The organism is Dyadobacter frigoris, from assembly GCF_005280585.1.
Classification (GTDB): domain Bacteria; phylum Bacteroidota; class Bacteroidia; order Cytophagales; family Spirosomataceae; genus Dyadobacter; species Dyadobacter frigoris.
Window position 1 is genome coordinate 76641 of sequence record NZ_SZVO01000018.1, and the last position, 19838, is coordinate 96478.

The following is a 19838-nucleotide window of genomic DNA, read 5'->3' on the forward strand; positions in this document are numbered from 1 at the left end:
AATAACTGCGCTGCAATTTTTCCTTGAATTTATTATAAAATGCTGATTTTGATACGTATACCAAAAAAGGTTACACTGTATCAAAGTTTAACTTTTTTGAGATATTATTTAGTTATTCATAGCGTCTTCATAAAGTAGTTTTGATAAAAAAATCAGAACTACGAATGAAAAATAGCAAAGTATTGGTTTGGTCAATCGTTGTGGCACTGGGAGGTTTCCTCTTTGGATTCGACACGGCGGTGATCTCAGGAGCAGAAAAAGCGATCCAGATCCTATGGAAGCTCACAGCCGTTGAGCATGGCTTCACTGTATCCATTGCCCTGATTGGCACAGTCGTCGGGGCGATGCTCGGCGGCATTCCGGCGGACAGGCTGGGCCGGAAAAAAACTTTATTCTGGATCGCTGTATTATACCTGGTATCATCTCTGGGTTCAGCTTTGTCCAATGACTGGTATTTGTTTCTTCTGTTCAGATTTATGGGAGGTCTTGGCGTTGGCGCTTCCTCGGTGGCTGCACCTTTGTACATATCTGAAATTTCACCCGCCCGTTCACGTGGAAAGATGGTGGGCCTGTTCCAGTTCAATGTAGTTTTCGGTATTCTGATCGCCTACTTTTCAAATTATTTTATGCAGGATATAGGAGAACACGCCTGGCGGTGGATGCTGGGTATACAGGCAATTCCTTCGCTGATTTTCCTTTTAGCCATCCTTTACGTACCGGAAAGCCCGCGCTGGCTGGTTATGAAAAAAGGCAAATTGGACGAAGCGCGGCAGATACTGGAATTGATCGATCCGGGAGCAAGCCGGGAAACGCTTTCTGACATTTTAAAAAGCACAGCAGATACGCAAAGCCAGCCCAAGGCGAAATTATTCTCAGCCAAATACAAATCACCGGTCGGACTGGCCGTAATGTTTGCAATCTTCAACCAGGTATCGGGCATTAATGCAATTATTTATTACAGTCCCCGCATTTTTGAAATGACAGGACTTGGAACCAAATCCGCGTTTCTTTCCTCTGCGGGCATCGGTCTGGTCAACTTTGCATTTACACTATTGGCAATCAATTTTATAGACCGGTTCGGAAGAAGGACCCTGATGCTGATCGGCTCTGTCGGACTCATTGTGACACTAAGCCTTGTTGCAAGAGCATTTTTTATTCAGGACTTTTCTGGCGTACCTGTTTTCCTTTTTGTATACATTGCCTTCTTCGCTTTTTCACAAGGCGCTGTGATCTGGGTATTTATCTCGGAAATTTTCCCCAATGAAGTACGCGCAAACGGCCAGGCGCTGGGAAGTTTTACGCACTGGTTTATGGCCGCAGTGGTCGCCTTCTCATTTCCAATCATATCAGAATTTCTAGGCGGCGGTATCACCTTCTCGTTCTTTGCGATCATGATGGTTTTACAGCTGATTTTCGTCTGGCGCGTAATGCCGGAAACAAAAGGAACCTCTTTGGAGCGGCTCGAAAAAACAATGGTTTTACACTAATCCAACCCGTTAATATGACACCTTCTATTGTAATTTTTGGAGAAATGTTGTGGGATATGCTTCCATCCGGTAAACAGCCCGGAGGAGCGCCCATGAATGTAGCGATTCATTTAAAAAACTTTGGCCTGAATCCGATCTTCATCAGCCGCGTAGGAACTGACGATCTTGGTGTAGAACTGACCGATTATCTTAACCGGAAAGGATTGTCAACAGAATTTGTGCAGATCGGAGAAACGCATTTGACTGGTATTGTAAAAGTAAACCTTACTGATAAAACAGAAGTTGCTTACAAAATTGTCCAGCCCGTTGCCTGGGATTATGTTCAGCCTGATCCACGACTAGACGAAGTGGTTGCCAAATCAGATGTTTTTTTATACGGTAGTTTAGCCGTTAGAAATCAGCAGACCAAGGACACCTTGTATCATTTGCTGGACAAAGCACCGCTGAAAGTATTCGATGTGAATCTACGTCCTCCGCACTATGACCGTCCAACGATAGAATATTTACTATCGAAAGCGGACATCGTAAAAGTCAATGAACACGAACTGGCCATCGTAGCCGGTTGGTACGGAATCCTTCCGGATCCTCAGACACAGATGAAATTTCTGGTTGACAAATTCAAGCTCCAAATGATATGTCTGACGCTGGGTGCTAATGGAGCGATAGTACTTGACGAAAATGGTTTCACAACGCAGGGCGGATACCAAGTGGAAGTGCAGGATACGATCGGCAGCGGAGATTCATTTCTGGCCATGCTGCTCAAACACATTCTGGCCGGCTCTCCTGTTTCGCTGGCACTGAAAAATGCCTGTGCCGTGGGTGCACTGGTAGCTACTTATCAGGGTGCCACGCCTTCGATCTCGGATCTTGAACTTGAAAAATTCCTTAATAACTAATCGATTACATTCTATAATTTATGAAAAAACAACTACGATTGGTGGTACTGTCCATCCTGTGCTCAATGCAAATCGCCTGGGCACAAACCAAAGGCCCCCTTACAGGTACTGTCAAAGCTTCTGACGGGTTGACCTTGCCAGGCGTGAGCATTCTTGAAAAAGGAACGACCAACGGTGCGATCACAGATGTTGATGGAAAATATTCTATTGCTGTTTCCGCGACTGCAACCCTGGTATTTTCCTATGTGGGCATGATCGCACAGGAGCTTCCGGCTGGCAACAGCTCCAAACTGGATGTCACACTGCAATACGATTCCAAAAACCTGGGAGAGGTGGTCGTGGTCGGTTATACATCTTCCAAAAAAGAAGATTTAACCGGAGCGATTGCGGTCGTTGATATGGCGCCGCTGAAAAATATCAGTTCAGGAAACCCCATGCAGGCTTTGCAAGGACGTGTTCCCGGACTATATATTGAAAAAACAGGCTCACCAAACGGTACGAATTCAAGGATTTTGATCCGGGGAGCAAACACGCTGGGAAATACCGATCCGCTTTATATTATTGACGGTGTACCAACAAAAAGACCCGAAGTTTTCCAGGGATTAAACCCAAATTCGATCGAATCAATCCAGGTTTTGAAAGATGCTTCTTCGTCTTCGATTTATGGCTCAAGGGCTTCCAACGGGGTTATTATTGTGACAACAAAAAATGGCGCAAATTCCAATGGCAAGATCAATATTGATTTTAACAGCAGTATTTCCGCACAGTCTGAAAAATACGCGCGGTTTAAAATGCTCAACGCGGTAGACAGGGGCAGGGCCTTGTGGAAAGCATCGGTTAATGACGGCGCGAATCCCGAAGACGGTTATGGCGCTCTTTACGCATTTGACTGGAACAAGGATTTTAAAAATCCGGTTTTGAACAGCGTTAAGGTTCAGCCTTTCGTGGGTGGGAACCAGAACATGCCTGCCGGTGATACGGATTGGCAAAAAGAAATGTACAAAACCGGAATTGTTACCAACAACGAGCTGACGATTTCAGGTGGAAACAAGACATCTTCGCTGCAAGTTAATCTTGGGTACTTCAAAAATACAGGTATGCTGCGTTTTACAGATTATGAGAAAATCAGTGGCCGTATCAATGCTTTAACCAGCGCTTTTGATGGAAAACTAAAAATCGGCGCTAATGTGCAGCTGGCTACCTCCAATGAAACACTGGCTTCCACAGATATTGGCGGCGCGCTTACACCCGGCCTGGCCGTGACACTTGCACCCACAATTCCGGTTTATGCAAAAGACGGCTCTTGGGGTGGAGCGATCGGTTCGGGTTATTCCGATAGAAATAACCCGCTTCACATGCAGGATATTAACAAATGGGATAACACCAACCGCATGACGCTTTTCGGTAATGTTTTTGTTGAAATCCAGCCGGTTAAAAACCTCTTTCTGAAAACAAGTTTAGGTGCTGATAATGCCAATTACCGTTTTAAAAATATTGAACAGGCTTTTGAAGAAGGCTCTTTCGGTCGTACCAGCAACAGTTTGACACTGGATGAAAACCGCTATTTAAGTCTGACCTGGTCCAACACGGCAAGATATAACCTGGATCTTGGAAATCATCACCTGAAATTTCTGATCGGTACCGAGGCGATCAAAAATACGCTCGATAACCAGATTGCCCGAAAAGAGGGATTTGGCGTGCAAACACAGGATTACTTTGTACTTAATGCCGGAACGGGTAATACGAACGTGACCGGAACAGGATCGGGAAGCCGGCTATTATCACAATTCGCCCGGGTTGACTATGGTTTTTCAGACCGCTATCTGGCTGCAGTGACGGTTCGACGCGATGGTTCCTCACGCTTTGGTAGTGAAAACGCGTACGGTATTTTTCCGGCAGCTTCGGTTGGATGGAGAATTGACAAGGAGAATTTCTTTAAAAATGTAAGGAAGATCAGTAATCTGAAAGTAAGAGCCGGTGTTGGCCGCGTTGGAAATCAGGAGATCGGAGACCTTGCCCGTTTCGGTTTGTATGACACGCGTTACGGCACAAGACAATCGCAGTTTTCAAATGGTCACAACAGCTTTTTTGATCAGTATTACAACATCGGAACGGCTTATGATCTGAATGGCGCCAATACAGGAAACCTTCCATCGGGTATTGTTTCCATCCAGGGCGCGAATCCTAATTTGAAATGGGAAAGTACTAATGAGGCAAACCTGGGTGTAGATTTCGGGTTTCTTGACGGAAGTATCCAGGGTTCTTTCGATTATTTCACCCGCAAAACCAGCGATATTCTGATCACACCTCCTATTGCATCGGCTGTTGGGGAAGGACAGTTGAAAGTGGTTAACGGCGCTGCAAAATCTAATCAGGGATTTGAGTTTTCGCTGGGATATTATGCCAAACCAAAAGGGGATTTCACCTACAATATCATGACCGGTATTAGCCGCTTCCGCGACAAAATCACCGAACTGCCCGAAGAAGTTAGAGCTGCCTATGCAGGAAATGTAACCAACACGATCCTTGGGCATTCGCAGTTTGATCTTTTCGGCTATAAAACGAGTGGCCTTTTCCAAAATCAGCAGGAGGTTGATGCTGCACCAACACAGGTGGGTGCTGGCCCTGGCCGTATCCGCTACGTGGATACCAATGGAGATGGAAGAATTGATGATCTGGACCGCGTTTTCTTTGGTACTACCTTGCCTGCATTCGAATACAATCTGAAAGTGGAAGTGTTTTATAAAAACTTTGATCTGTCTGTTTTTGGTTCAGGTATCGCCGGCAGAAAAGGGTTTGATTCCTATACTTTTTACAACAATTTTATAAGAGGCCGTGACAACGTGGGGCCGGGTGTATTTGATGCGTGGTCAACGACCAATACGGGTTCAAAAATCCCGGCGCTTTCCCTGTCTGATTCCAACAATGAAACACGAACATCGGATTACTTCAACGTTAATACATCCTACTTCAAGCTGAGAAATATCCAGCTGGGATACGCGATCAATTCAGCTTTTGTAGAAAAAATCAAGCTGCAACGCATCCGGGTTTATCTGATGGCTGAAAACCTGTTCCTTGTCAAATCAAAAAGTTTCCTTGGACCTGATCCTGAACGCACCGATATCAACGCTATTCCGATTCCCCGCACGCTTACTGTTGGGCTAAATGTTTCATTCTAACCTCTTTCGAACAATGAAAAATAAACTTATATATTCCTTAGTACTGGCAGCCAGTTTGATGATCACCTCATCCTGCAAGGATTATCTTGACTATGAGCCGCAGGGACTGCTTTCCTCTGACAATGTTAAGTCTGCATCCGCCGCTGAATCGCTGGTGACGGCCGCTTATGCAGGCATTGGAAATGATGAAATGATCGGCCCGATGACCAGCATGTGGGTATATGGCAGTGTCCGTTCGGATGATGCTTACAAAGGTGGTGGTGGTGTTTCAGATGTTGCAGAGGTGGACTTTTACGAGCATTATAATCTGACAAGGCCGGATATGACCTTTATGCATCCATATACCTGGGAAAATTTTTACAAAGCCATTTCCAGAGCCAATGCGGCACTGACCAGTTTAAATGCTGTGACCGAAGCTGAATTTCCTTTAAAAAATACACGTGAGGCTGAAATGCGTTTTTTGCGCGGACATTCACATTTTATGCTGAAAATGTTGTTCAAAAATATCCCTTACATCACCGAAACAATGGGCACTGAGGATATTTTGAAAGAGTCGAACGTCAGATATAAAAACGACGAATTATGGAATAAAATCGGAGAAGATTTTCAGTTTGCCGTTGATAATCTGCCTCAGAAACAAAGTCAGGTCGGCAGAGCTAATAAACTATCGGCAGCTTCATATCTTGCAAAACTAAGACTATACCAGGCTTACGAGCAGGATTATACCCACAAAGTAACAGGCATCAATAAAACCAGATTGCAGGAAGTTGTTACGCTCACACAGCAGGTAATTGCCTCGGGGCAGTACAGTTTGCAGCCGGATTTTGCAGAAAACTTTATTGCTGAAACTGAAAACGGCCCGGAATCGATTTTTGCTATCCAGTATTCGATCAATGATGGCACAGCGGCTGGCAGATTGAGTTACGTGACCGGGCTGAATTATCCGCATGGAGCGCCTCAATACGGATGCTGCGGTTTTCACCAGCCCAGTCAGAATCTGGCAAATGCTTATAAAACCGATGCTAATGGCTTGCCCTTATTTGATACATTCAATGATAAAAATGTAGATTTCAATACGGAAACAGTCGATCCGCGTGTGGATCACACCATTGGTATCGATGGCCATCCATACAAATATGATGCGACTAAACCATTCAGCAACAGCTGGATCCGTGATCCAGGCGTTTATGGTTTTTTCCACACGATGAAAGAGCAGCAGCTTGCGACCAGCTCCTCTTATCACAAAGAAGGCCCATTTATTGGCTCATCTAAAAACATTGATATCATCCGCTACGACGATGTAATCCTGATGCAGGCCGAAGCTTATATTGAACTGGGGCAGCAGGCACTTGCACTTCCATTGATCAACCAGATCAGAAGACGGGCAGCGGCAAGTACCGGACGGTTGAAAAAAACAGACGGAACCTTGCCATCAAAATACAATATCAAAGAATATGCATCGGGCTGGACACAGGATTTTGCAAGAAAAGCATTGCAATGGGAAAGAAGACTGGAATTTGCCACAGAAAGCCCACGGTTCTTTGATCTAGTCCGCTGGGGAATTGCCGAAAAAACGCTGAATGCTTACATCGATAAGGAAAAAACCAGAAGACAGTTTTTGTCCACAGCGAAATTCACTGCCGGCAGAGACGAATATCTTCCGATTCCACAACGTGAGATCAGTTTTACAAAGGGTCTTTACAAACAGAATCCGGGATTTTAAAAAACGGGACTGCACCTGAACCAGGCGCAGTCCTGTCATAATCTGACCTACAAATCTTAAATCCTAACTCATGATTAAATCCATAGGGATTGCCGCCATAGCACTGGTAACATCGTGCGCACTTTACGCTCAAACTTCTCCGAAAGAACAGTATCGACCGGCTTATCATTTCACCGCTCCGCAGAACTGGATAAACGATCCCAACGGACTGGTTTATCTGGAGGGGGAATATCATATTTTCTACCAGCATAATCCTTTTGGAAATGTTTGGGGACATATGAGCTGGGGACATGCGGTGAGCAAAGATCTGCTGCACTGGCAGCACCTGCCTGTTGCGTTAGAAGAATACAAAAATGCTGACGATTCCACTCAGACCATGATATTTTCGGGTGGTGCCGTTGTGGACAGCGCCAATACTTCCGGCTTTTTTGAAAAAGGGAAAAAGGATGGTATGGTTGCTATTTACACTGCTCACAAACATGCCAATCTGAAAGGCTTGGCCCAGTATCAAAATCTTGCGTACAGCTCAGATAAGGGCCGCAGCTGGAAACATTATGACAAAAACCCGGTGCTCGACATTGGTCTTACTGATTTCCGGGATCCATTTGTATTTTGGTATGCACCCGGTAAAAAGTGGATTATGTCCGTCGTTAAAGCACTCGAATATACTGTCCAATTTTATGAATCGCCCAATCTGAAAGACTGGAAACTTTTGAGCGAATTCGGCAGGCAGGGTGATGTTTCTAAAATCTGGGAATGCAGTTCGTTGTTGCAGGTTCCGGTTCAAGGTCAGAATCAGAAAAAATGGATGCTGATGCTTTCCAGCGGTCATCGTCAGAAGGATTATCTGGCCATGCAATATTTCGTGGGCGACTTTGACGGAAAAAACTTTATACCTCAAAAACAGGATGAAGTGTTGTATATCGATGAAGGAAAAGATTTTTATGCCGGAATTCCTTTTGGTAATCTTCAATCTAAAAAGCCGGTGATGATCGGCTGGATTAATGATTGGGAGTATGCTAATAAAATACCGACCGAGAAATTCAAAGGCGCCATGTCGGTGCCGCGCGAGCTATCACTAAAAAAAACAGACGCGGGCTACCGGCTTATACAAGCACCCATTGAGCTGTCTTTTATAGACGAAAAGGGTATTGACCTGACGAATATTAAAGTGAAAGAAAATCTACCACTGAAATATAAAGGTGAATCCTACGAATTAAAGGCAGAAATAGAGATTGGAGCCGCAAAAACGTTTGGTATAAAATTATTGAAAAGCGAGGGTGAAGAAAGTGTCCTCATATATGACGCTGCCCAAAAGAGACTGAGTTTTGACAGAACAAAGTCTGGTAATATAAGTTTCAGTGACCGCTTCCCAAGTGTGGAATCTGTTGTCGTAAAACCGCAAAATGGCAAAATTACATTGCAATTGCTTGTGGATAAATCGATTGTCGAAATCTTTGCAAACGGTGGCGAGCAGGTGATGACTGATGTTGTTTTTCCAACCAAACACGAGGGAGGAATTGAGCTGTTTTCCGAGGGTGGTTCAGTTGTTTTCAAAAAACTTATTATTCGGACGGTTGTCAAGAAAAAATAATGAATATCACATAGTGCCATTAGGTCCTTAAAAGTACTGTTTTCAACAAACACTAAGCTAGAAGCAAAGGAAAAGAAAGATCCCTATGGGTAGTGCAGCTGCTGCTCCGGAACGAGATGGGAGAAGTGGACTGTGTTTATACTTTCCGAAGAACTTTTTACAAAACGGCAGCTGCCCCCTTGTTCTGTGTTTGATTGGTTAATATAGAATGGTAGTTATGGAAAATTTCAGACCCGGTTTCAGGTTTTGTTATACATTACCGAATGCAAATGGACTAAATAAAATTTGCACTATTTCATAATGTGTATAATGATTTATAAGTATTTCTAAAAAAAACACCACTGGTTACAACCAATTTGAAGCTAATAACATCATCAGTAAGAATCAATCCTAAATCTGGTATGAAAAAAGACTTTATTTTTGTAATATGTATTCTTCTGTCACTACTGGCAGTTGGGTGTAGCACAGACAATCCTGGTCCAGAAATTACTGGTCCAGAGCCTATTCCTTTCATCAAGTTCTTAGGACGAGATAGTATTTCAGAAGGAAACTACCGTGGTATTTCAATCAATAGTTCATCTGACGATGCTTTCACAATACTGGAAGATTATCGTGCGAAGAATATGATTACCTATCTGGGAGGTGTTAACAATTTTTTTTCTGATATTACAGATATAGAAAACCGGATACATCTTTTCGAATGGCTTGTTCTTGATGAAAAATTTGACACTGACTCAGGCGTACAACTTCAACTTGAATCCGGAAAGGTGAAAAGCATAACACTGAATAACCGTAAGGAACTCAGCCAATGGCCGGAAACAGTAAATAGCAAGGAAGCAGTTCAAATTGGAGATCAATCCGATGTACTTTATAACAAACTTTTGGTATTGAGCAAACAGACAGAATTTTCAAAAAAATTCGAGCGTATTGTACTCTTAGACCGGTATACATACGCTTTATATGATCCTGAAAAAGCTAGTCTGCCATGGACATTTATATATCGCACAGAATCGCAAGCTGCCACAGAGGAAGTTCGTATATATTTCAAAGATAAAAAAGTAGATTATATCATCGTAGATCACTTTGAACAAAAGTAAAGTGAAAAAGGTACTTTTCTTATCCCCAGACTCAGTTCTCTATTTTTCGTAATAGCTACGTATGCCGGAGCCTTGCCTTGGCAACACTCCGGCATTTTAAATTTCATCATACTGGCTAAAAAGCAAACATAAAGATTAACAGCAATAACAAAGATTAATGTCTTAAAATTTAAAACCTGTTTTTTTTTGCTGCTCTTGTTTCGGAAATACTTCCTTTTTTTTCTTTGGTTAAATTGTCTGCATTTACAATGTCAAGCTAATATTACCCGTACAAAGTCCGATCTGAAGGTGATATTAGTTTCGATAAACAAAATATTATGTGAAGTAAATAAATGTCAACTAGCTGATTTTTAATGTCTTTATATGGTTTCTTCGCATTATATAAAAGTAATGATAATTGAAAATGGTTGGTCCAGCTGTAAAAAGGAAACGGTGCTTTTGTCTGACAACCGGCGCTTTCAGTATCTGGGTTGCCAAAGAGTCTGTTGGATCCATATACCTTATCAGATCTTCGACTTGATCATTTGTAAGACCGGTCAACTTGTTATGCTCCTTAGGAATAATCCATATTGAAAAATAGATCAGAAAGCCTATAATCAATGCCGTTATCAAATAAAGACCTGTAAAGCATTGGTATCGCATCCTAAAAAGCCATTTTTATTTTTAAATTTATGGATGATGACCTTGGTGATTTTTCATTTTTAACTGGTTTATGTGGAAAAGGGGTATGCCCTTTATTGATCAGTAATTCAAAGTTAATCCTACGCCAAATCCCATATCACTATCATAATGCGCGGTAACGCCCGCATTCCTTGTGAAAATATATTTGATTGCTGCCATGTACTCTTTATCGGTGTTGATCATCAGGTTCATTCTTAGTCTTTTAGAAACGGGTATATCCATCCTTTCCAATTGAAACCTGACAATTCCATCCGTGAAAATCTCGGCCTGGGCGGAAACAAGCATAGGGAGCGTATAATTTACACCAGCACTCAGGATGGACCGTTTGTCTTTTGTATTGCGCTGGCCAAAGAGATTGGTCTCCACTTCATCCATACCCATTTTTCTATACCGCCAGTCAAATCCGATAAAGGGCATAAGCCACTGCATTTTACCAATGTAGCGCCCAATATGCGTTTCTACCTCGTATCCATGATGCTCGTTATAACCCAGACGCCATTCGGTCCCAATGCTCCACCGTGTATTTTGCAGCATAGCTTCTCCGTCGTTTCCGTTTGTGGCAATATCGTTTTCAGCCATGAAATGAAACGCTCTGTCGTCGGCAAAAAGTTTACGCTGTGCCAGTTTGGGATTGGGTATTTCAGGGTTTGCAGGTGAATTCTCGTAGGAGAAAACCCTTCCCATTCCACTCATCATGTGATAAAGAATATGACAATGAAAAAACCAGTCTCCGCTTTCGGTCGCTGCAAATTCGAGCGTATCGGTTTCCATGGGCATGATATCGATAATGTTTTTCAAGGGTGCATTTTCACCCTGCCCGTTCAAAACCCTGAAATCATGGCCATGCAGGTGCATCGGATGGCGCATCATGGAATTGTTGTAAATGACCATACGGACATTTTCTCCTCTTTTAATCAGGATCTTATCACTTTCGGAAACTACCTTATTGTCGATACTCCACACGTAGCGGTTCATGTTTCCCGTCAGCACAAACCGCAGCTCTTTTACAGGTGCATCTTTGGGAAGCGACGTATTGACAGCTGATTTGAGCATGGCATAATTCAGCGTCGTTATCGATGACAAGACGTTGCTGTTATACATATTATGGTCGGTATGCCCGCTTTCCATCGGCTTCTTTTTATCGTCCATTTTCATGCCGTCCATCTCAGCGGGTATACCCATTTCTTTAATTTTCTTACCTTTCAGCGGGCCTGTGATTTCAGGATACATGACCAGGTTCATATCCATTTGATTCAGGCTCATGTTCATGCCCATATCATCCAGATCTCCGTTCATTTTCATCATGCCATTCATCATTTTCATCCCCTCAAAATATTTGAGTTTAGGCAGTGGCGATGCAAGCTGTTTGATTCCTTCACCCACATACAGGGATGCAGACCTGGTACGGTCTTCCGAAGTGACCAAAAACTCGTATGCCGTGGGTTTGGCTCCCGGCTTTACCTGTGGGATTGTAAGAATCACATCATAGGTTTCCGAAACGGCAATAATAAGTCTGTCCACTTTTATGGGCTCAATGTCATTGCCGTCACTAGCCACCACAGTCATTTTTCCTCCGGCGTAAGTAAGCCAGAAGTAAGTGGATGCGCCTGCGTTTGAAATTCTCAAACGTACTTTCTCACCGGGCTTGAACAGTGAAAGCTGGCTTTCGTTTTTTCCGTTTATTAAAAATTTGTTGTAGTATACATCGCTCACATCCATGGCCGTCATCCGCTTCCACTCGTTGGCTACTTTGGTTTTAAAATAGCCTTGTTTAATCGCTTCCGCGTAGCTTTGAGTGGTGCCCTTTTTGATAGCAAACCAATCACTGGCATTGTGCAGCATCCGGTGTACGTTTTTAGGATTTATATCCGTCCATTCACTCAAAACGATGGGAACTGTCGGAATAACCGGTTCTTTTTTCTTGTTGAGAATCATCGACCCATACATGCCGATCTGCTCCTGCAATCCGGTATGGCTATGGTACCAGTGTGTCCCGTTTTGAATAATGGCAAACCGGTACAAATGAGTAGTATGCGGCTTGATCGGCATTTGGGTCAGATTAGGAACCCCATCATATTTGTTTGGCAGGAACAGGCCATGCCAGTGCAATGAAGTTTCCTCATTGAGCTCATTATGTACATAAATCTCAGCAGTATCACCTTCGGTGAATGTCAGTGTGGGCATGGGGATTTGGCCATTTACCGCGATCGCTCTTTTTAATTTGCCTGTAAAATTTACTGTCGTGTCTTTTACGTACAGGTCATAGCGGACTATTTTCTGTGCATATAGGGTATCAGAAAACAAAAGGAAAATAATAATGGTGGAAATAGCATTTACGCCAGGAATTTTACTGAAATCCATAAGGTGTTTTGCGTTAAATAATAAAGAATATTCTGTCCTGACAATCAGTTGTAAGGGCAGAATCAAAGCATGGCATCAAAGGCCTGCTTTTGTTATTTAATGGTTTCGGTGGTTTTGCCACAGTTTAACATCTGCGCCCCGTAGTACGGGTTCTTGATAGCCGGTATCTGGCTTAGCCAGTTTGCACCCTTGCCCTCTTTGGCCATTGGGCAATGCTGGTAATAAACCGGCTCAGATGGCTTTGCAGATTTTATGAGTTTGTACATATTATCTGAAAGTGAAGAAAAATGGTCTCTCTGGTGGCTCACTTCTTTGGTTTCAGCGATATGGTCTGCATCAAAATCAAGATCTTTCATTACTTTCATCCAGACCATGTGCTGCTCAGAAGCAAGTTGATCCATTTTAACCGCCTTAATTGCTTTTACAAGACTGGTTGCCTTTGCTGAGGCCGTATTTCCGTCAGAACTAACCAATGCATCTTTAACCGCATAATAGGCATCCAAAACGGGCTTTAAGGGATCGGCATCGGCCGGTGTAGTTTTTTCAGCACTTGCCATAGCTTCATGCTGATGCTCAGGCATTTTTTTCTCTGCCATAACTTCTTTTTTGACAGCCCTGTCATACTTACAGCAATCCGCAAGTTTTGCGTAAGCATCATCAGGGGCCAGATAGCTATCATTGTCATAACCGGCCAACGCAACTTTTTTAAGAACCGCATCAATCGAAGTTTTCTTATTGTCGTAGGTGACCAGGGCCATTTTAGTATCCCTGTCCCAGCTGGCTTTTGATATGTTTTTATCAAATGCGGCTGTTTCGATGCCTTCTTTGCAAAGAGCACAGGATCCTGAAATTTTTACATTTTCGGTAGATACATTTTTAATTTCTGCTTTCGACAGAAGGGCAGATAGCAATAACACGACTGCCATCAATATTTTTATTGATTTCATCTGATTAAACTTAAACTGTTGGTAATAAATTGATCATTCAAAAGCAAAAGATGCTTTCGAAAAGACGCACTTATGGCGTCGGGCAGCTTAACAGCTTATGTTTGGAGGCATCCAAAGTGACAGGTATACCGGTTTGGGAGTAGATTCTTTGAAGAACCAGGAATTAGGCTGGGTAAAAACAAAAACAGTTTTGTTGATCAGGGTGGTATGCTGTGTTTTTAGTGCAAATATCCAAGACCCATGCACGCAGCTGCATCCGGATCCATCACAACTGTGGCCGCACATTTTCTTTTTACTGCCGGATTTTTGATGATCAGATGCACTGCAAACGGCTTTTTTCTTAGAAATCTGCTTTATTTCCTTTTTGGAAGCTGTATGCTTACTACTGCATGAGTAACCATAACTTACCGGCAGAACCAGAAAGCACGAAATCAACAGCATCATAAAAACAAAACCTTTCATACAGAAATATACGGTTTTTAACGATACAAATATCGCAGTTCGTTTGACTTAATTTTTACACAATTGTGGTAATCTCTTGCATAATTATGGAATTACCCAACCCGGGAAGGTAAAAAGTTAACATTGTTGCTTTTTAGCTTAGTCGGGCTTTTACTTTTTTTAAATTGAAATTTGAGAATTATGCTGCTATCTAAAATAGGAATGATCATGGTTATTTCAATAATGCTGATCTTTCAAAAAGATCTCAGACCAGTTGATGCTATTGAGACAGAGCAAAATTTGGGCGTGGGAAGTCAGCCTGAAATTGTCATTGACCCCCAAGGTATTATCCGTATCGTTTACGGGGTTAAAAACGGGAAAGAAAGAGATTTATATTATGTATCATCCAGCGATGGCGGAAAGTCTTATTCCAAGCCGTTTATGCTGGGTAATTTTGCTCAAATGGGCTTAGGGATGGGCAGGGGGCCACAAATTGCCGGTTCAAAAGATTACACTGTTGTTACAATTGGCGATCATCATGGGGATCTGTTTGCCATAAATCTTTCAAACGCTACCAATCAATGGTCGGCTCCAATCAAAGTGAACGATGCCGATACCACGGCCAAGGAGGCGTTATCAGGACTAGGTGCGGGCAAAAACCATGATGTTTATACAGCCTGGCTTGATACCCGCCTTGGAAACAACAATTTGTATGGAGCATTTTCTGCTGATGGCGGATTAACCTGGGGCAAAAATCGGCTAATTTATAAAGGGGAGCAGCAAGGTATTTGCGATTGCTGTAAGCCGTCGGTTTTTTTTGATCAGAATGGGAAGATAAACGTCATGTTCCGAAATAAGCTCAATGGCGCCCGTAACATGTATTTGATCACTTCAAAAGATAAAGGGGAACATTTCGGGCAGGCGCAGAAGCTGGGGACAGGGGATTATATGATCAATGCGTGTCCGATGGATGGCGGTGATTTGACGGTGGATGCTGCTGGAAAGGTGACCACCGTATGGCGGCGGCAAATGGATGTATATGTTGCCACGCCTGGAAGTCCGGAACTTAAATTGGGCGCCGGACGCACGCCCGTGACACTTCAGACATCAGAAGGTGTTGCCATTGCCTGGGAGCAGGATCGCACAATTCAATTTCGCAGTGCTGATGGTGCGAAATTATCTTCATTGGGTAATGGTCAATATCCAAAACTGGCCTTAATCAAAAAAGAGAAACGGGCTGTTTGTGTGTTTGAAAGAGAGGGTAACATCATTGTTAAATCGGTCGCGTTGTAGGATTTGCTTTTGAACTTTGTGAATCCAAATAAACAGAGTGGTGCAGTTTGTCTGAGAACTCACCACGCTTTGACTAATATATCGATACGATTTTTAAAATGCCGGTCTCGTACTTCAAGTGACGCCAAAAAGGTTCTGGTCATATTGTTTGACGATGCTACCCGAAGGTGGATTTCAATTTCGTTGCGTGTTACTTTTGCAAATCCGTCGTGGTGACAGGGAACAATCAAGCCTAGTTTGTTATATAGAAGCTAATCGATTTACCGCTGGATTCATGTGCAACACGACCTGTTCATTTGAATGGGCGGGCATTTTTCAGAACCATAACTGCAAAACACGCAGCAGTCTCCTGGGATCGGTTTCAATAGTTTCTTGCAATCGGTGCATTCGTAAAAGTACATGCAGGCATCAACCGGCATTTTTTCTGCATGTTTCGCACTGCAATGAGGGCAGGTAATAACAGAGTCCAGTATCACATTCATAATTATTAATTTGTTTCAACAACTTTGTAAGATACTTCGATCTGATGTATGCCTTTTAACTTTTGTACTTCCTGTTTAACATGATGTTCACAACCCTCAAAGGTCATAACTTTAATTCCGACATTAGCGGGGAATTTATTATTTTTCATAGTACCAAACTTTTTTGACTGGAAAGATCTGCAAACAGTTTGTTTATGACTTCTGTCTGGTCAGGTACGATCGAATAATATATGGTCTGAGCTGCTTTTCTTGTGTTGCTACAATTTCTCCTTGTCTGGTTAGCCTACTTACAATTATAAGCCGTTGTTTATTGCACCAGATAGCACGCCCGATGCCTGAAATTTCAGAGACACTATACTACTTCAATTACTGGCCCGGATTCCTGAATTTTTAACTGTCCAAAAGAAATCAGATTATAGCCTAGTTCCGCGAGTTTTTGCTCAAATTCTAAAGTGAAATCTTCACTGACAGCAACGAGCAGGCCACCGCTGGTCTGCGGATCGGCAAGAATATATTTCTGCTGATCGGTCAACACTGAAATTTTAGGACCATAACTGTTCCAGTTACGCTGGGTTCCGCCTGGGAAGCATTTTTGGTTCAAATAATACGGCAAACTGGCAATGACGGGTATTTTGTCAAATTCTATTTCTGCACGCAGTCCGCTACCTTCGCACATTTCGCAAAGATGACCAAGTAGGCCGAAGCCAGTTACATCGGTCATCGCCCTGACGCCCTGCATCTGTCCGAATACTTCTCCCAGTTTATTTAACGTAGTCATACTTTCAAGGGCAATGGCTGCGTCATCGGGTAACAGCAGCCCTTTTTTCTGAGCGGTGGAAAGGATACCTACGCCAAGGGCTTTTGTCAGATACAACCGGCAACCTGCTGTGGCGGTGGAATTCTGTTTGAGCTCAGATATATTGACCATTCCGCTAACGGCCAGCCCAAAAACGGGCTCGGGACAATCGATGCTATGACCGCCTGCCAGGGTAATACCTGCCTGCGCGCATACTGCCCGCGAGCCTTCGAGCACTTTTTGTGCAACTTCCGCAGACAGTTTATCAATGGGCCAGCCCAAAATGGCGATAGCCAGTACAGGTTTTCCACCCATTGCATACACATCACTAATGGCGTTGGCAGAGGCAATTCTTCCAAAATCGTATGCATCATCAACGATCGGCATGAAGAAATCCGTCGTTGAAATAAGCGCTGTTCCATTTCCAAGGTCAAGTACTGCGGCATCATCACGCTTGTCATTGCCGACCAAAAGTCTAGGGTCAGTCTGATGCGCCACGGAGCTATGCAATATCTTGTCCAGAATGGCGGGACTTATTTTGCAGCCGCAACCCGCTCCGTGTGAGTATTGCGTCAGTTTTATATCTTTCGTATCCATAATTATTGCACTGGAGTGGGAGGTATCGTGTTTGAAAAATTCAGAATTTGACTGGCATTAGCGGCCGGGTCCAGCCTGGCAATATCCAATAAAAGAACATGGTCAGTTTGTCTTTTGGAAAGACTGGTACGATATGTTTTATCATAATAGACCAAAACAAACCTGATGAACTCTTCCATTCGGTTTTCTTTGATGGCTGCGATCGCATTTTTGGTTTGCACGGGCCCGAGACGCTTGTGAATTCTTTCGGTACAGCTGATCAGAAACTCCTTATCGAGTTGCCCGTATTCCTTTACCAGATTTGCAACCCTTTGATTCAGGTCAACAATCAGATCAATTAAAATGGCCTGGGTCATTTGCTTCCAAAGAGGGTTGGGGATGGAAAGCTTCCCGATGTTATGACTTTCATCTTCCAGCCATATTTTGCTTGAAATATCCAGGTCTTTTAATTTATAGGCCAAATTATTTTCAAACTGCTCCTGGGTAGGCTGCACCATTTTATTCATGGTGCCAAAGCTGGATCCCTGATGCTGGGCAAGCTCTTCGAGATCGATCATCTGTTGATCCAGATTTTGCAGTTGCTGTAAGATCCTTGTTTTGCCTGAACCGGTCATACCACCTAAAATGACCAGCTGATAGGACTGTTCAAACTGATCGAGCACCCATCTCCGGTAACGTTTGTAACCACCTTCTATCAGGTAGACTTCGAACCCGTATAGATCAAGTGCCCAGGCCATGGCCCCGCTGCGCATTCCACCGCGCCAGCAGTGAACGGCTATTTTTTTATCTGGAGCCATCAATAAGGCATCCTTAATAAAACCCGACCACTTAGGCCCGGTCAGATCAAAACCCAGCAGGATGGCTTGTTCCCTTCCAATTTGTTTGTAGGTTGTGCCGACAAGGACTCTTTCTTCATTACTGAAAAGGGGTAAATTAAATGCCCCTGGTATGTGTCCGTGCGCAAATTCAGCGGGTGTCCTTACATCGGCAAGTACAATAGCTAACTTGAAAAAATCACGGATTGTTATATTTTTAATCATGCTGGTGCCGAAGGCCAAATCGCTTTTTGCTTATCAGAATCTGAAAAGACCTGTTTTGCTGGTAAGGTAACTATATAATGGGTGATCAAAGACAGGATTTAGAAATTGGTGGTAGTTTGCTTTAACTTTTTAAAGCTGCAAAAGATGAATTCCTGCGTGGTATTAAAGGGAGTCAGATGGTTTTCACTAATACATTTAATCCGCTGAAAATCGGAGCCAAACAGCTGCGGTAATGTGGTGTCACTATATTGTTTAATATCAAGGCCACTGCATTGTGATGGGCCGTTTTGAGAGAAAGTACCCATCAGCATGAAACCTTTAACGGCGTTTTTACAAATAGTTTTATACTTATTGATTTGGTCGTCATGGGTCAGAAAATGAAAGGTAGCCCGATCATACCATAGATCATAGGATTCGGTAGGAGAGAATTCTGTAATGTCGGAAACAATCCATTTTATTTTCTCCGCTTTATCGCCGAGCCTGTTTTTTGCCTTATCAAGTGCCCGCTGTGATATATCCAAAACAGTTATATCGGTGAATCCTGCTTCAAGCATAAAATCGGTAAGTCCGCTATCACCCCCTCCGATGTCAATGATTTTAGCGGAAATCGGGAGCTTGAAATCGGCGATAAAATCAATCAGGGATTGTGGTTTCTGCTGCGTCCAGCTAACCTGATCCGCTCGTTTTGTCTGATAGACATGATCCCAGTGATCTTTTTTTTGTGAATCCATCATTTTGGTAGTCCTTTAGTCTGCAAGCCTGTTTTCGGCTCAGTTCATGGGGTAGCCTTTATCAATCCAGTTTACTTTCAGGTTTTGAGAAAGGTTCAATAACTTATGATTCTTAAATCCCATCTGGTTAAGTAAGGTAAATGCAGGACGGATATTGGGACAATCTTTAAAGGGGCAACAGCCGCAGTAGATTACCAGGTTCCTGTCTTTGGGCTCTTTTACAAGCATTGCGCGTAGCTTTTCAAGGTTTTCTTTTTCTTTGGCGGGATTGGCTGCAACAGCACCTTTAATCAAACCTGACGGGCCGATACTGATGATCAAAGGCTGTGGCTGACCCGGGTCTGATAGTATTTCAGCCAAATTCCTGGGTTCCATAAGCTGAAATGGATTCCAAGGTTCCTGGCTGGAAATGATGAAACTGACAAACAGCACGGCTGAAAGCGCAGCGCTAAATAAAATTGTTTTCCTGTTTTTCATGATGAGAATGTAAAAG

The 19838-nt window shown here is 43.1% G+C and carries 15 protein-coding genes; 7 read left to right on the forward strand and 8 right to left on the reverse strand.

What is annotated here, in order from left to right; genetic code table 11:
• The first annotated feature begins 164 nt into the window (after positions 1 to 164).
• The 6 genes from FDK13_RS28885 to FDK13_RS28910 all read left to right on the forward strand — a co-directional run bounded on the left by FDK13_RS28885 (position 165) and on the right by FDK13_RS28910 (position 9976).
• On the forward strand, positions 165 to 1487 hold the full coding sequence (locus FDK13_RS28885) for a sugar porter family MFS transporter (protein ID WP_137343493.1): 1323 nt from the start codon (positions 165 to 167) through the stop codon (positions 1485 to 1487).
• Between the two features lie 14 nt (positions 1488 to 1501).
• Positions 1502 to 2383 (forward strand): carbohydrate kinase family protein, encoded by an 882-nt coding sequence (locus FDK13_RS28890; RefSeq protein ID WP_137343494.1) that lies wholly within the window; start codon positions 1502 to 1504, stop codon positions 2381 to 2383.
• Positions 2384 to 2403: 20 nt separating this feature from the next.
• Entirely contained in the window at positions 2404 to 5562 is a 3159-nt protein-coding gene (locus FDK13_RS28895) for a SusC/RagA family TonB-linked outer membrane protein (protein WP_137343495.1), read from the forward strand.
• A gap of 13 nt (positions 5563 to 5575) precedes the next feature.
• Entirely contained in the window at positions 5576 to 7285 is a 1710-nt protein-coding gene (locus FDK13_RS28900; RefSeq protein WP_137343496.1) for a RagB/SusD family nutrient uptake outer membrane protein, read from the forward strand.
• Between the two features lie 70 nt (positions 7286 to 7355).
• Positions 7356 to 8879 (forward strand): glycoside hydrolase family 32 protein, encoded by a 1524-nt coding sequence (locus tag FDK13_RS28905; protein WP_137343497.1) that lies wholly within the window; start codon positions 7356 to 7358, stop codon positions 8877 to 8879.
• A gap of 401 nt (positions 8880 to 9280) precedes the next feature.
• Positions 9281 to 9976, forward strand: a complete 696-nt coding sequence (locus tag FDK13_RS28910) for a hypothetical protein (protein ID WP_137343498.1) — start codon at positions 9281 to 9283, stop codon at positions 9974 to 9976.
• Positions 9977 to 10717: 741 nt separating this feature from the next.
• Here FDK13_RS28910 and FDK13_RS28915 read toward each other — a convergent pair.
• From FDK13_RS28915 to FDK13_RS28925, 3 genes are all read right to left on the reverse strand, one after another.
• Entirely contained in the window at positions 10718 to 13018 is a 2301-nt protein-coding gene (locus FDK13_RS28915) for a multicopper oxidase domain-containing protein (protein WP_137343499.1), read from the reverse strand.
• A 92-nt stretch (positions 13019 to 13110) separates the two neighbouring features.
• Positions 13111 to 13965 (reverse strand): DUF3347 domain-containing protein, encoded by an 855-nt coding sequence (locus FDK13_RS28920; protein WP_137343500.1) that lies wholly within the window; start codon positions 13963 to 13965, stop codon positions 13111 to 13113.
• An 87-nt stretch (positions 13966 to 14052) separates the two neighbouring features.
• Entirely contained in the window at positions 14053 to 14427 is a 375-nt protein-coding gene (locus tag FDK13_RS28925; RefSeq protein ID WP_137343501.1) for a hypothetical protein, read from the reverse strand.
• A gap of 180 nt (positions 14428 to 14607) precedes the next feature.
• On the opposite strand from FDK13_RS28925, the gene FDK13_RS28930 reads away from it, so the two are divergent.
• Positions 14608 to 15699 carry a sialidase/neuraminidase family protein gene (locus FDK13_RS28930; RefSeq protein WP_137343502.1) on the forward strand — a complete coding sequence of 364 codons (1092 nt, stop codon included), beginning with the start codon at positions 14608 to 14610 and terminating at the stop codon, positions 15697 to 15699.
• Between the two features lie 272 nt (positions 15700 to 15971).
• Here the strand turns inward: FDK13_RS28930 and FDK13_RS36260 are convergent, their stop codons facing one another.
• The 5 genes from FDK13_RS36260 to FDK13_RS28955 all read right to left on the reverse strand — a co-directional run bounded on the left by FDK13_RS36260 (position 15972) and on the right by FDK13_RS28955 (position 19822).
• Positions 15972 to 16181, reverse strand: a complete 210-nt coding sequence (locus FDK13_RS36260; protein ID WP_137343503.1) for a GDCCVxC domain-containing (seleno)protein — start codon at positions 16179 to 16181, stop codon at positions 15972 to 15974.
• A gap of 352 nt (positions 16182 to 16533) precedes the next feature.
• Complete coding sequence (gene selD / locus FDK13_RS28940) at positions 16534 to 17574, reverse strand: selenide, water dikinase SelD (protein WP_137343504.1); 1041 nt, start codon at positions 17572 to 17574, stop codon at positions 16534 to 16536.
• Positions 17575 to 17576: 2 nt separating this feature from the next.
• Positions 17577 to 18614 (reverse strand): tRNA 2-selenouridine(34) synthase MnmH, encoded by a 1038-nt coding sequence (gene mnmH, locus FDK13_RS28945; RefSeq protein WP_137343505.1) that lies wholly within the window; start codon positions 18612 to 18614, stop codon positions 17577 to 17579.
• Positions 18615 to 18712: 98 nt separating this feature from the next.
• Positions 18713 to 19348 (reverse strand): class I SAM-dependent methyltransferase, encoded by a 636-nt coding sequence (locus FDK13_RS28950; protein ID WP_229216262.1) that lies wholly within the window; start codon positions 19346 to 19348, stop codon positions 18713 to 18715.
• 36 nt (positions 19349 to 19384) lie between these two features.
• The gene (locus FDK13_RS28955) at positions 19385 to 19822 is read right to left on the reverse strand and encodes a rhodanese-like domain-containing protein (protein ID WP_137343506.1); all 438 of its coding nucleotides are present in this window, start codon (positions 19820 to 19822) and stop codon (positions 19385 to 19387) included.
• Between the last annotated feature and the right edge of the window lie 16 nt (positions 19823 to 19838).

Excerpts from the sequence above, each read along its gene's own strand:
- FDK13_RS28895 (WP_137343495.1), top strand. The coding sequence starts at position 2,404 with ATGAAAAAACAACTACGATTGGTGGTACTGTCCATCCTGTGCTCAATG.
- FDK13_RS28950 (WP_229216262.1), bottom strand. The coding sequence starts at position 19,348 with ATGATGGATTCACAAAAAAAAGATCACTGGGATCATGTCTATCAGACA.
- FDK13_RS28920 (WP_137343500.1), bottom strand. The coding sequence starts at position 13,965 with ATGAAATCAATAAAAATATTGATGGCAGTCGTGTTATTGCTATCTGCC.
- FDK13_RS28915 (WP_137343499.1), bottom strand. The coding sequence starts at position 13,018 with ATGGATTTCAGTAAAATTCCTGGCGTAAATGCTATTTCCACCATTATT.
- FDK13_RS28885 (WP_137343493.1), top strand. The coding sequence starts at position 165 with ATGAAAAATAGCAAAGTATTGGTTTGGTCAATCGTTGTGGCACTGGGA.
- mnmH (WP_137343505.1), bottom strand. The coding sequence starts at position 18,614 with ATGATTAAAAATATAACAATCCGTGATTTTTTCAAGTTAGCTATTGTA.
- FDK13_RS28955 (WP_137343506.1), bottom strand. The coding sequence starts at position 19,822 with ATGAAAAACAGGAAAACAATTTTATTTAGCGCTGCGCTTTCAGCCGTG.
- FDK13_RS28930 (WP_137343502.1), top strand. The coding sequence starts at position 14,608 with ATGCTGCTATCTAAAATAGGAATGATCATGGTTATTTCAATAATGCTG.
- selD (WP_137343504.1), bottom strand. The coding sequence starts at position 17,574 with ATGGATACGAAAGATATAAAACTGACGCAATACTCACACGGAGCGGGT.
- FDK13_RS28925 (WP_137343501.1), bottom strand. The coding sequence starts at position 14,427 with ATGAAAGGTTTTGTTTTTATGATGCTGTTGATTTCGTGCTTTCTGGTT.
- FDK13_RS28890 (WP_137343494.1), top strand. The coding sequence starts at position 1,502 with ATGACACCTTCTATTGTAATTTTTGGAGAAATGTTGTGGGATATGCTT.
- FDK13_RS28905 (WP_137343497.1), top strand. The coding sequence starts at position 7,356 with ATGATTAAATCCATAGGGATTGCCGCCATAGCACTGGTAACATCGTGC.
- FDK13_RS28900 (WP_137343496.1), top strand. The coding sequence starts at position 5,576 with ATGAAAAATAAACTTATATATTCCTTAGTACTGGCAGCCAGTTTGATG.
- FDK13_RS28910 (WP_137343498.1), top strand. The coding sequence starts at position 9,281 with ATGAAAAAAGACTTTATTTTTGTAATATGTATTCTTCTGTCACTACTG.
- FDK13_RS36260 (WP_137343503.1), bottom strand. The coding sequence starts at position 16,181 with ATGAATGTGATACTGGACTCTGTTATTACCTGCCCTCATTGCAGTGCG.